The organism is Microcoleus sp. LAD1_D3 (genome assembly GCF_036702135.1).
In the GTDB taxonomy this organism is placed as follows: domain Bacteria; phylum Cyanobacteriota; class Cyanobacteriia; order Cyanobacteriales; family Microcoleaceae; genus Microcoleus.
The window spans coordinates 53,408-65,350 of record NZ_JAUBSB010000016.1 but is presented as its reverse complement, the minus strand read 5'-3'; the positions used below and the strand labels follow the sequence as shown (position 1 = coordinate 65,350).

The 11,943-nt window shown below is 44.3% G+C and carries 11 protein-coding genes; 4 read left to right on the top strand and 7 right to left on the bottom strand.

What is annotated here, in order from left to right; all coding sequences use genetic code 11:
- Positions 1–80: 80 nt before the first annotated feature.
- Entirely contained in the window at positions 81–1,052 is a 972-nt protein-coding gene (locus QUA74_RS12105) for a putative 2-dehydropantoate 2-reductase (protein WP_333328704.1), read from the top strand.
- A 101-nt stretch (positions 1,053–1,153) separates the two neighbouring features.
- On the opposite strand, the gene QUA74_RS12100 is transcribed toward QUA74_RS12105, so the two are convergent.
- The 4 genes from QUA74_RS12100 to menA all read right to left on the bottom strand — a co-directional run bounded on the left by QUA74_RS12100 (position 1,154) and on the right by menA (position 5,807).
- Positions 1,154–2,590 carry a 2-succinylbenzoate--CoA ligase gene (locus tag QUA74_RS12100; protein WP_333328701.1) on the bottom strand — a complete coding sequence of 479 codons (1,437 nt, stop codon included), beginning with the start codon at positions 2,588–2,590 and terminating at the stop codon, positions 1,154–1,156.
- Positions 2,591–2,659: 69 nt separating this feature from the next.
- Positions 2,660–3,697: an o-succinylbenzoate synthase gene (locus tag QUA74_RS12095; protein ID WP_333328699.1), complete on the bottom strand. Its 1,038-nt coding sequence runs from the start codon at positions 3,695–3,697 to the stop codon at positions 2,660–2,662.
- An 11-nt stretch (positions 3,698–3,708) separates the two neighbouring features.
- On the bottom strand, positions 3,709–4,509 hold the full coding sequence (menH, locus tag QUA74_RS12090; protein ID WP_333328696.1) for a 2-succinyl-6-hydroxy-2,4-cyclohexadiene-1-carboxylate synthase: 801 nt from the start codon (positions 4,507–4,509) through the stop codon (positions 3,709–3,711).
- A gap of 401 nt (positions 4,510–4,910) precedes the next feature.
- Positions 4,911–5,807: a 2-carboxy-1,4-naphthoquinone phytyltransferase gene (gene menA / locus QUA74_RS12085; protein ID WP_333328693.1), complete on the bottom strand. Its 897-nt coding sequence runs from the start codon at positions 5,805–5,807 to the stop codon at positions 4,911–4,913.
- A gap of 404 nt (positions 5,808–6,211) precedes the next feature.
- Between menA and QUA74_RS12080 the strand changes: the two genes are divergently transcribed.
- Positions 6,212–7,645 (top strand): isochorismate synthase, encoded by a 1,434-nt coding sequence (locus QUA74_RS12080; protein ID WP_333328690.1) that lies wholly within the window; start codon positions 6,212–6,214, stop codon positions 7,643–7,645.
- A gap of 52 nt (positions 7,646–7,697) precedes the next feature.
- Here the strand turns inward: QUA74_RS12080 and QUA74_RS12075 are convergent, their stop codons facing one another.
- A complete protein-coding gene (locus tag QUA74_RS12075) occupies positions 7,698–7,997 on the bottom strand; it encodes an antibiotic biosynthesis monooxygenase (RefSeq protein WP_333328687.1) in 300 nt (99 codons plus the stop codon).
- A 73-nt stretch (positions 7,998–8,070) separates the two neighbouring features.
- Between QUA74_RS12075 and menD the strand changes: the two genes are divergently transcribed.
- On the top strand, positions 8,071–9,987 hold the full coding sequence (gene menD, locus QUA74_RS12070) for a 2-succinyl-5-enolpyruvyl-6-hydroxy-3-cyclohexene-1-carboxylic-acid synthase (protein WP_333328684.1): 1,917 nt from the start codon (positions 8,071–8,073) through the stop codon (positions 9,985–9,987).
- A 121-nt stretch (positions 9,988–10,108) separates the two neighbouring features.
- Here the strand turns inward: menD and grxC are convergent, their stop codons facing one another.
- Complete coding sequence (gene grxC, locus QUA74_RS12065) at positions 10,109–10,423, bottom strand: glutaredoxin 3 (protein ID WP_333328681.1); 315 nt, start codon at positions 10,421–10,423, stop codon at positions 10,109–10,111.
- A 251-nt stretch (positions 10,424–10,674) separates the two neighbouring features.
- Here grxC and QUA74_RS12060 point away from each other — a divergent pair, with 251 nt between their 5' ends.
- The gene (locus QUA74_RS12060; RefSeq protein WP_333328678.1) at positions 10,675–10,890 is read left to right on the top strand and encodes a hypothetical protein; all 216 of its coding nucleotides are present in this window, start codon (positions 10,675–10,677) and stop codon (positions 10,888–10,890) included.
- Positions 10,891–11,063: 173 nt separating this feature from the next.
- Here the strand turns inward: QUA74_RS12060 and QUA74_RS12055 are convergent, their stop codons facing one another.
- Positions 11,064–11,930 (bottom strand): WYL domain-containing protein, encoded by an 867-nt coding sequence (locus tag QUA74_RS12055; protein WP_333328675.1) that lies wholly within the window; start codon positions 11,928–11,930, stop codon positions 11,064–11,066.
- Positions 11,931–11,943: the final 13 nt, after the last annotated feature.

Sequence of the window (11,943 nt, the reverse complement as noted above, 5' to 3'; positions counted from 1 at the left end):
TTAGCTCTATCTTTAAATAATAGCAGGGTATGACAGTCAAATTTCTTTTTTGTTGATATTATTTCTGACTTTTTGATATTATGTCAAATCGCAATTATGCCATTGTGGGCACGGGAGCCTTAGGCGGATTTTACGGTGCTAGACTGCAACAAGCAGGTTTAGAAGTCAATTTTTTGCTACACAGCGACTACGATCAGGTCAAAAAACACGGTTTAATTGTCGAGTCTCCCGAAGGCGACTTCACCCTCCCCCACGTCCGCGCCTACCACGACGCGCACAAAATGCCTCAGTGCGACGTAGTAATTCTAGCGCTGAAAACAACTCAAAATCACTTGTTGCCCAAAATTTTGCCTCCTTTATTAAAGGATAACGGCGCGGTTTTAGTATTGCAAAACGGATTAAATACGGAACCGGAAGTCGCTAAAATTGTCGGCGCAGAACGAGTGGTTGGCGGGCTGTGTTTTCTCTGTTCTTATAAAGTTGGGCCAGGTCACATCTGCCACCTAGATTACGGCACTATCACGCTGGGAGAATACGCCCAAGACTACAAAATAATCGGTATTACTGATAGATTGCACAAAATTGCTGCGGACTTTAAACGTGCTCATATTCCTATTAAAATGAGCGAAGATTTGTTATTATCAAGGTGGAAAAAGCTGGTTTGGAATATTCCTTATAACGGGATGTCTGTAGTGTTGGATGCCAGAACAGATGAACTGATGGCTAATCCTGATACTCTGATTTTAGTCAAGGAAATCATGGGGGAAGTGATAGCAGCCGCCAAAAGTTGCGATCGCATTATTCCCGATGACTTTATCCCACAGATGCTCGAATACACTCAGAAAATGAAGCCTTACCGCACCAGCATGAAAATCGATTATGATGAATCGCGACCCCTGGAAGTTGAGGCGATTTTTGGTAATCCGATACGGGTGGCGCAGCAAGCAGGTATTAAGTTGCCCCAAATAGAGGTACTTTACCGAATGTTGAAATTTGTGGATGTTCAAAGACAAGAAGCAGAGAGGACCAGAAGGCTGTTAGGTTTATCGTAATTAGTCAGTTAACTCTTGACTGTTGACTGTTGACTGTTGTCAGAAGTCGGAAATAAGCATGAGAAATTCGGCCTTTTGCATTGAGTGCGATCATCTAATAATTATTGATATTCGATCGCAATTTCTTGCAATTGTTCTCGATTAACTTTGCCTTGAGAATTGCGCGGCAATTGTTCGACGATTACCCAATATTTCGGTCGCTTAAACTTACTCAACTTATCTTCTATTGCCGCTTGCAGATTTTTGAGAGTAACTTCGGAATTAGCGGGAACGTAGATAGCCGTAACGACTTGACCCCAATCTTTGTCTGGCAAGCCAATTACAGCTATATCCGCAACTAAATTAGTCGCTCGCACAACGGCTTCCACTTCCGCCGGAAATACATTTTCTCCGCCTGTGATAATTTTGTCGCTGCTGCGTCCGACGATATTTAAGTAGTTATTTTTATCAAAAAATCCCAAATCGTCTAATTGGAAATATTCGCCAGCATCGCCAAAATTTTCAGGATAATAACCCAACGCCAAAGATTTAGCGTTTACCGCAATGTTTCCGATTTGATTATCGCACAAAATCTCGCCTTTTGCACTGCGAATAGTTATTTGCGCGTGGGGTAAAATTTGACCGGAACTGTTATTGCCAGCGAGAAAATCTTGGGGTTTTAGTGTAGCAATTTGCGAGGCAGTTTCGGTCATGCCGTAACTGGGCGCTAATTTGATGTGATAGTTTCTAGCTGTTTCTAAAAGTTCCGGCCAAGCGGGAGCACCGCCCAAAAGTACAGTACGAAACCGTCCAAGCCAATTAGCTGTATCTGGGTTTTGCAGCAGCCGTTGCAGTTGAGTTGGAACTAAAGAAATGAAAAATTTTTCGGGTTTGATATCGCTTTTTTTACCATTTTCTAATTCTTTAAATGGCTGAACAGCGAGTTTTCCTCCGGTAGTAAAGGAACGCATAAATTGCATTAAACCGCTGACGTGGTATAAGGGCAAAACGCAAAATGAGTTAATTTTGTCAACTTGAAAATATTGTTGAAAACCTTGCACTGATGCTGTTAGCGTTTCCCAAGTGTGGATGGCAAAACGGATTTTTCCTGAAGAACCGCCGGTGGCAATCATGATCGTATCAGAACCGTTTTTAGTGGGCGAATTGAAGTCGGGCGAATGGAATTCGCGGCTATACAAACGAAGTCCGCCTTCGCGGACGGGGATATAGGGATTTTTGGGAAGCGGGTATTTTCCTAAAAATATGTCTGGTTGAACTAAATCAAAGACTTGTTGCCATTCTTGTTTTACCCAGTTGGGATTGCAGAGAAAAATCGGGCATTTGGCGGCGCGGGCGGCGGTGAAACTGGCAAGAAATTGCACGGGTTCTGGTTCTGCGAGGCAAATTTTTGGGGGTGTTTTTTGTGCGGGATTTTGGGTAATTTCTTGAAATAGCCGATCGACAATTCGGGCAAATTCGCGACTGTCACAACCGATAAGCCAATCATCGGGCAAGCCAGACGCGATATCCAGGATATTTACTGTTAGATTTGTTGCCATAGATGCTTTCACCAACTTTCTCGATTCAAAACAATTACCTAACCCGGTTGATTTAGTCGTGGGAGTAATCTAAAATCTAAAATCTAAAATCGAATGATTGTCATCGAACCAGCAATCGGTGCCGAAGCCGAGTGCCCTATTATTTAAAGACAATTGTGTTGCTAAATTTAATGCTGCTTGTCGGCCGATTTGGGTTTCAAATACGGATGAGAAAACAGCGTCTATATTGTGAGTTTGACAAAATTTTCGCAGTTGGGATGGAGAACCGCATATCGCAGGTTTAATGACGAAAATTCCCCGCCAGCCTTGGCTGTAGCACTCTTGGATGTGATCGAGGTTGGCAGCAGATTCGTCTAGGGCGATCGTAGTTGCATAAATAGCATCCAATTCTACCATTTCCTGAAACTGTGTTACGGGCAGCGGCTGTTCCAAAAATTCAATGTCTGCGGAAAAGTCGGGAGTTGTTTTTACCTTGTCGCAAGCTTCCAGCCATGTTTTAGCCTCCGAGTAATTGAGTCCCCCGTTGGCATCTAAGCGCAAAAATGCTTTTTCGCGATCGCACAAATTGTGCATTGCTTCTATTAGCTGCTGAAAAATCTTTAATTCTTGTTCAATTGCAGCAACACCAATTTTCCATTTAAACGTGCGATATCCCTCTAACCAAAGCACTTGCAAAGCCTGCAAAGCTGTTTCACCTGCTGGCAATAAACCGCTGTACTGACTCAGCCTCTTCTCCTCCTTTTGGGAAAGGTAAGTTAAATTTTCGCTTTTCTCCCCCCCTTGGCAAGGGGGGGCTGGGGGGGGTGAATTTTGCTCGTTTGATAGTGCTGACTCAAAGCCAAATTGACAAGCCGGCAATTCAGCGGAAATAGCAAAAATCATCTCTGATGAAATATTACCTGGCAACTGCTGACAAAAATCTAAAGCTTGCTCAAAAGTTTCCGAACCAAACCAACTCAAAGGGGCAATTTCTCCCCAACCAATTTGATTATTTTCGCCCACAAGTCGCAGGATAATTCCTGAGCGAGTATCCCAGATGCCGTGACTTGTTTGCAAGGGGCGCTTAAATTTTCGCTGATAAGTGCGAAACTCGAATTGATAAAGCATTAGTTTTTGAGTTAATCATAAAATTGTCTCACAACTGTGACAAACTTATCAATATTTTCAAAATGGATATTGTGACCTGCTTTTGGTACAATTTCCAGAGTAGCGGCCGGACACAAGCTGGCAATTTCGGTATTTATAGTTGTAAATTTATCATCATATTCTCCCGCTAGCAAGAGGAGAGGGAGTTGATTTTGTTCCAGTTTTCCCCAGAGAGAGGGCTGGTTGCCGGTTCCCATGTTGCGGAGGGATTTGGCTAATTCTAAGGGATTGTTTGCTAAGCGGGTTTCTATGAGTTTGTCGAAGTGGGGAGAGTTTTTTAAAGATTTGAATAAAGGGCGATCGTACCAGTTTAATAAAAAATCTTTAATGTTGCTCTTTTCCAGCTTTTGTGCTAGCTGTGAATCGGCTTGCAGGCGGTGCGATCGCTCTTTTTCTGTCTTCAATCCCGGAGACGCTGACTCTAACACTACTTTCTCGAATCTTTGTGGAAAATGTAATGTCATGTAAAGTGCCAATCGCCCGCCCATTGAATAGCCCAACAACAAACATTTGTCTATTTGTAAATCATCTAATAAGTGTATCAATGCTTGGGCTGTATTTGATATATTGTAGCAACTTTCGTCGCCGCTGACTCCGGTTTCTCCGTGACCCGGAAGGTCAACTGCTAGACAGCCATAATTTTTAGATAGTAAGGAAATGACGCTGCTAAAATCTTGAAAGTTTCCCGTGAATCCATGCAAAAATAGAATGGTCGGCTGATTCTTGTTGCCAGTTAAGGAATAGTGAAAGTGATAATTATTAAAGTTTGCCATTTCTTCATAACATCACTGGTAGGTTGTCAGGTATCGAGTCAGTATATTCTAGTGCTACAGATTGTCAATTCCTTGAAAAATGATTATTGTAAAGCAAATCGCGCTCCGGTGAGTGTGCTAAAACTTTACCTCGAATTACATTCAAATCCTCCTCCCGTTCAGTGTAAGCAATTAGCACCCACTCGCTAGGATATAAGTGGATGATTTCTTATAGGCTCAGGATTTTGTCAATTTCTGTTTGCGTACTCATGCTTTGATTCTCCTTCTTTACGATTCAATGTGAGGTACGGATTGCTAAATTAAAGAAGATTTTGAGAAGTCGCCCAACTCTGCCAACTCCCCCAACTCCCTCAGCTTAGCAAACCATACCTCCAATTTACCGGAATTCTCGATCGCCTGATCTACAAAGCAAACCCCAACGCCAGCAGCAATCCGCTCGAAAAATGCAGTGTAACCGCGATAAACTTAGAGTTGCTGACCTTTGCAGGTTGGTCGTGATAGTCTGTGACATGGCGGCAAAGCTCGATCGCAAATGGCAAACTCCCAAAAATCAACAGCGTCCAAATTGGGAACATTCGCAACGCCACAAACAGCACAGTCAAAGCATAAACGCTGCCGCACAACCACTGCAACAACTGAGCACCTTTTTTCGTACCGAGTCGCACAATTGGCGATTTTTTACCCGCCGCCACATCATCCGCAATTTGATGAAAGTGGGAACAAAATAAGATGATACTCGTAGTAATTCCCACGATTACCGAAGCCGCAAAATTAGTTGCAGACCAAGTTTGAGTCTGACTGTAATAAGCAGCCGCGAAGGCTAGTGGCCCAAAAGTGAAAAAGCAGATTATTTCCCCCAAACCTTGATAGCCAAGACGAAACGGAGGCCCTTGATAAGTGTAGCCCAGAGCACAGCACCAAACTACTAGCAAAATTACTGTTGGGTCTTTTTGCCACCAGCTTATGGCGCAGATTCCAGACACTCCGACTGCTAAAAACAGGTTTGCAATCCCGAAAATTAAAGCTTTATTTCCGGTTAAATTAACTAGGGAATGCGCTTTGTTTTTATCGATCCCTGTTTCCGAGTCAAATACATCATTGCTGAGATTCAGCCATGCTATAATCAAAATGGCTGACATTAAAAATGTCGAAAAAATTGACGAATTAATCGTTTGAGTTTCGGCAAAAGCAACTGCTGTTCCTACTGAAATAGGAATCACCGCAACGCTGTACATGGGCGGCTTGATTGCCGCTAGCCACAATTTACTATTTGGACGTTCAATTAACTTTGTTGTCATTACACAAACTTGATGCAATTGATAGCAGCTTAGTAATTTTACAATTTTATTGGTGAACAAAGTCTACTCTGTATAAGGTTGAGTGCGCGGGGGGCATCCGTTGAGAGGCTTTGCGGGCGATCGCACGCCCGGTAATGCCCGTCTGCAAACCTTTGTAGGGGCGATCGCCTTTTGTCGAGATTTAGTCGCTCAATCTTAAAGTTTTATGTCTAAATGTTTCGATTGATCGCGCGTTGGCGAAGCCGTCGAAGAGGATCGTCTGTTTTCTGCCCCAAGCGAGCCGAAACTTTCCGGGAAACTCCAAAGGTCATGTTTTGCGATCGCCCTCCCGTGCTTAGATCGAAATAGGGGTTTTAGCCGGACAAACCCACACTCTATCTGACAAATCTGCTATTCTCGCTTTCATGACAGTAATACCGCACCGCGCTAATCTCTTGCAAAACCGCAATCAACTGCATCAGTTTCTGTTAAATTGCCAGCAGTCTTTAACCGAAAAAGATCGCACAAAAATAGTTAGTATTTCTCAGGAAATTTACCCCCTCGATCCGCTAGCTGTACTGCAAGAGATTTCCGAACCTTGTCAGCGGCACTTTTACTTTGAAAAAAGAAACCCAATTGACGGCAAAAGTTTTGCGATCGCAGCCCTTGATTCGGCAATACATCTCACAGTAGCAGGAACTGAGCGATTTGCCTTAGCTCAAAATTTTATTCGTTCAACACTTGCCAATACAATTACCATTGGTGCGGAACGCTTGCCATTTAGCGGGCCTCACTTTTTTTGTAGTTTTGCTTTTTTTGATGAGAACATTGCCGCTAATTCCTACTTCCCGCCCGCCACCATATTTTTACCCAAATGGCAAATTACCCGACAGAAAGATAGCTGCATTCTCGTCGCCAATGCCCTAATAGAAAAAGATCTAAATATTAAAAATATCGCTGAAAATATTTGGCAAACCTTGGATAAGATTGAATCTCGCAAATACCCTAAACTAACTCTTGCTATCAACAGTTCGATATCTTTGAAACAAATCCCCGTAAATGATGCCAGTCAATTTAAAACATCAGTCAAGTCTGCTTTAGAATTGATAGCCTCTAAATATTTTAGTAAAATTGTTTTATCCCAAGCAATCAATGTGATTTCTCAAACCCCTTTCAGTTTAATAGATTCATTAAACAACTTGCGCCTCAGCTATCCCGATTGCTATGTATTTTCAACCAGTAACGGCAAAGGACAAAATTTTATCGGTGCCAGTCCAGAACGCTTAATTAGCATTCACAACAATCAGTTATTAACCGATGCTTTAGCAGGTTCAGCACCGAGAGGAAAAACTGAGGCGGGAGATGCAAAATTAGCCCAGGGATTGCTAGAAAGCGAGAAAGATATTCGAGAACATCAAGTTGTGATCGACTTTATTGTCGATCGCCTGTCTAAACTCGGCATAACTCCCAAATTTTCCCCAGTGCCGAGACTGCTGCAACTATCAAACATTCAGCATTTGTGGACACCCATAACTGCTCAAATCCCCCCTGATATTCATTTATTAAAGATTTTAGCTCAACTGCATCCAACCCCAGCGGTAGCAGGCGTGCCGAGAGATATTGCCCTAGAACAAATTCGCCGCTGCGAAAGCTGCGATCGCTCTTTGTACGCAGCACCCCTCGGCTGGATCGATCGCAGGGGAAACGGCGAATTTGCCGTCGGCATTCGATCGGCATTAATCGATGGCGATCGGGCTATACTGTATGCTGGTGCCGGTATTGTTGCCGGTTCGGAACCCGAAAAAGAACTAGCAGAAATTCAGCTCAAATTACAACCACTTTTAAATGCTTTAGTTTAATTCAGCTACTTTGCCGAATGTAGAGTTGTCTGGCTAATTGATTGAGTCTGTGTTAATGTTTAATTTTCACCTCCTCAAAATGTTCTACTATGGGAAAAGGATCGTAAAAATGGTGAAGCATTCTTTTCCACTCTTGATATTCAGCGGAATTCCTAAATCTAATTGTATGAGCTTCTAAATTTTGCCATCTCACCAATAATAGATATTTTCCTTGAACTTCTGTGCAGCGATGAAGTTCGTGAGATAAATATCCATCTATAGACGCTATCAGACTAGAGGCTTCTCTAAAAGCTATCTCAAAATCACCCTCACAGCCCGATTTGACATTCAGCACAACCGCCTCAAGAATCATAACAATGTATCCTGATAACTATTTGGGTATAATATCCTAGCACAATACAGAGTTGAGCTACTCCGATTTAGCAATGCCAATAGATTTTTGCAACACAAATACCGTCTGGTCTTCTATATTAGCAGAGACATTGCAGCGTCTGGGACTAACTACAGCCGTGATTTGTCCCGGTTCGCGATCGGCACCGCTAACAATAGCCTTTGCTCAAAACAAAAAAATAGAAACTATTCCCATACTCGACGAACGTTCAGCTAGCTTTTTTGCATTAGGAATTGCCCAAAAATCCCGTTTACCCGCCGCACTGATTTGTACATCGGGAACCGCCGCAGCCAACTTTTATCCTGCAATAATAGAAGCCAGAGAAAGTCGAATTCCGCTGCTAATATTCACAGCCGATCGACCTCCCGAACTGCGGGACTGTCACGCCGGACAAGCGATCGACCAAGTGAAAATATACGGCAATTATCCCAACTGGCAAGCCGAATTAGCGATCCCTTCTGCGTCCAGAGGAATGCTAGACTATCTGCGGCAGACGATCGTGTATGCTTGGGAGCGATCGCAATTTCCAACACCAGGTCCCGTCCACCTCAACATCCCCTTTCGCGACCCGCTTGTACCCGTTCCAGACATAGCTGTAGAAGCTTTAGAAACACAATTCAATCCCGAAGATTTTTTTGCAGGATTAGAACCATTTTTTGCAGGAGAAAGCTCTACCCCCCCCAGCCCCCCCTTGTTAAGGGGGGGAGAAGAAAGTACAATGCAACAATGGCACAAGTGCAGCAAAGGGATAATTATTGCAGGCGTTGCACAGCCTCAATTTGCAGAAAAATACTGTAGTGCGATCGCTCAAATTTCCAAATCCTTAAACTGGCCAGTTTTAGCAGAAGGACTATCCCCAGTCAGAAACTACGCCCAACTAAACCCTTATCTAATTTCGACCTACGATTTAATCCTGCGAAACCGCGAACTAGCAGATAAATTAACTCCAGAAATCGCCATTCAAATCGGAGACTTACCCACAAGCAAAGAACTGCGAAACTGGCTAGACAAAACCCAACCAAAACGCTACATAATCGACCCCAGCCACCACAACTTCGATCCCCTACACGGCCAAACAATTCACCTGCGAACCTCCGTAGAAAATCTCGCAACTAATCTCGCAACTATATTAACTCTTGTCCCCCCCCTTATTAAGGGGGGGTTAGGGGGGGATCGAGCCCCTGCTACCACTGCTATTTCCCCTCAAATCCCCCCCCTAAACAAGGACGAATCAACTCTTGTCCCCCCCCTTAACAAGGGGGGGTTAGCGGGGGTTCAAACCTCTCCATCAAACGAATACCTCCAACTTTGGCGCAACACCGAAATCCAAGTCAGACAAACAATAGACCAAAAAATATCAGCAATTAACAACATAATCGAACCCAAAGTTTCCTGGCTGCTTTCCCAAATTTTGCCACCAGCAACACCGATATTTATTGCTAACAGTATGCCCGTCAGAGATGTAGAGTTTTTTTGGAAGCCGAACAACTTAGAAATAAAACCTTTTGTCAATCGCGGCGCTAATGGTATAGACGGCACATTATCAACAGCGTTGGGAGTTGCTCACCGCAATCAAAGCAGCATCATGCTAACAGGCGATTTAACACTTTTGCACGATACAAACGGTTTTTTAATTAAAAATAAATTTGTTGGTCATCTGACAATCATCTTAATTAATAACAACGGCGGCGGAATTTTTGAAATGTTGCCAGTTGCCAAATTTGACCCGCCCTTTGAAGAGTTTTTTGCCACGCCACAGCAGATCAATTTTGCTCAGTTGTGTGCAACTTACGGGGTGGAACACGAGATAATTGAGGATTGGGAACAGTTCAAAGAAAAATTAAATTTGCTGCCAAATAGCGGGATTCGCGTCTTAGAATTGCAAACAGACAGGCGATCGGATGCTAAATGGCGGCAAGACAATCTAAGTAAATTTGCCAAAGATTTGTAGTCAGGACTTTTGTCAATAAGCCTTTCGCGGGCGGGCTTTCCGGCCCACCCCACAAGCAGAAAATTCACTCTTTGTGGAACAGGCATCTTGCCTGTTCTTGCGAATGATGCAATATCTCAGTTTAAACTGCTGGTTGAGCTAGCAGCGGATCTAACTGTCCTTCTGCATCGAGTTTGTGAATGTCATCGCAGCCGCCTACGTGTTGCTTATTAATGAAAATTTGGGGTACGCTGCGGCGTCCGTTAGCGCGCTCGGCCATTGCCTTTCTAGCGGCTTCGTCGCCATCAATTTTGTATTCCGTGAAATTTACGCCTTTCCACCACAGCAAAGTTTTGGCGCGGATGCAGTAGGGACAGGTTTGCCAAGTATAGATTTCCACATTGGCTTTGATGCGATCGGGCTTGCGGCCCAAGATGGGATTGAGAAAATCAAGCATTTTCGGTACTGGGGTAAGGGTGGAACTCATTTAGAAATCATACCAAGTGTATAAATTCCGCTGGTATTGGCGCATCTGCCAGAGGTGGGTTTTAAGCTGTGGGGCGATCGCCCTGTGACCGAAGTCACAACTTTACTCTACTCGGATCACTTGCTTTCACCCTAGAGAATCACCTTCGCGGCCTCATTAATATCACCGATCTTTTCGGGAAACAAGGAGATGATAAATATATCGAATTCAACCGCACTGCCATGCACCCCGTACAACTCCTCCCCGGCGCTATCTCTGAAATCCTCGCTTCTGTAACCGATACAGGCGTTTTGACTCTGGCGGATCGCTACGGTTTGATGGCCGCCACCTTCGACGACTCTCTGAATGACGAAGACAGAGGCTGTGTCAACCGCTTGTTGCGGGCGGTGCTCAGAGGCCGAGTGACAGTAGTCAACGAACTTTCAGCAGCATTCTAATCGGGATTTGAAGTTTTGTTCTGAAGGCAAGGTGAGTCAGCGGTAGATGAAAATAGTGGAAACTCAGGCAGGAGTTGAAACAGCAGTAATTTGAATTCGATTTAAAGTTTTCTCCTCTAACTCAACAACGGTTTATTTGTCAAAGCAGCCTTTACAGGCTGCTTTTTTTTGATCTAATCGCGGATTTCGAGGTTGTACTGGCGGCAGAGGGCGATCAGTTTTTGTTGGAAGCGATCGCGCACGCTGTCTGGAGACACAATGACGCAATCTTCGCCGTAACGGAATACCTCCCGAATCAGCCAAAAGGGATTAGAGACGCGCCGCACGACTTGGCGGACATCTGCGATGACTTGATCTTCCTCACTGATATCTTTTTGCCTGCGTTCGTAAGCTTTTACCATGCCACGGTAAAAGTGTAAGTACACTTTTACAAAATCTAAGCCTTCCTCGCGCCACAGTCCGTCCATTGGCTCAATAGCCTTGATGCGATCGAACCGCAAACACCGATTGTGAACAAGTTCGGGATAGTCGGGATTTTTGAGATCGTTAGTCTCTTCGCACCAGATTTCCAAGTAAAAGCGCTTTTCTTCAAAGGAAATCTCCGCGTAGCGCACTCTAAACTCCAGTTCCTCGTCTTGAGCGTTCAGGTAGAGCAGGCGGAAAGGTTGCTGGTTATTGATGTGTCGATCGACGTGAGTTCGCCATGCCACGCTAGGCTGATTAGCTAATTGCCAAAGCGATTGGCGCATCGGCGCTTCAAGCTCTCCTTGGTCTAACAGCAGGCTTAAAAGGGTTTGAGCTTGTCCGGCGTGACCTGAATCTGTCAGGATTTTAGTGGCTTGCAGTAGCGCTTCCACCTGAGTCGGGTTCAGGGTAAAGAGTTTGCGGACTTCCGGCGTTTGTTGGGCGATCGCGACGATCAACCCCGAAGGACTGGGACTTTTGCCCCAGAAAATGTTCAAGCGGCGAGCTAGCTCCTCTAGCTGCTCCTTGGTTCCCGGCGGAACTGACAGTGTAAGTGTTTCTTTTTTCCTAGACATTTTTAAAATATAC

Coding starts and splice junctions, on each gene's coding strand:
- QUA74_RS12095 (WP_333328699.1), bottom strand. CDS start 3,697: ATGCTTTATCAATTCGAGTTTCGCACTTATCAGCGAAAATTTAAGCGC.
- QUA74_RS12100 (WP_333328701.1), bottom strand. CDS start 2,590: ATGGCAACAAATCTAACAGTAAATATCCTGGATATCGCGTCTGGCTTG.
- grxC (WP_333328681.1), bottom strand. CDS start 10,423: ATGCTTGATTTTCTCAATCCCATCTTGGGCCGCAAGCCCGATCGCATC.
- QUA74_RS12060 (WP_333328678.1), top strand. CDS start 10,675: ATGCACCCCGTACAACTCCTCCCCGGCGCTATCTCTGAAATCCTCGCT.
- QUA74_RS12080 (WP_333328690.1), top strand. CDS start 6,212: ATGACAGTAATACCGCACCGCGCTAATCTCTTGCAAAACCGCAATCAA.
- menA (WP_333328693.1), bottom strand. CDS start 5,807: ATGACAACAAAGTTAATTGAACGTCCAAATAGTAAATTGTGGCTAGCG.
- menD (WP_333328684.1), top strand. CDS start 8,071: ATGCCAATAGATTTTTGCAACACAAATACCGTCTGGTCTTCTATATTA.
- QUA74_RS12075 (WP_333328687.1), bottom strand. CDS start 7,997: ATGATTCTTGAGGCGGTTGTGCTGAATGTCAAATCGGGCTGTGAGGGT.
- QUA74_RS12055 (WP_333328675.1), bottom strand. CDS start 11,930: ATGTCTAGGAAAAAAGAAACACTTACACTGTCAGTTCCGCCGGGAACC.
- menH (WP_333328696.1), bottom strand. CDS start 4,509: ATGGCAAACTTTAATAATTATCACTTTCACTATTCCTTAACTGGCAAC.
- QUA74_RS12105 (WP_333328704.1), top strand. CDS start 81: ATGTCAAATCGCAATTATGCCATTGTGGGCACGGGAGCCTTAGGCGGA.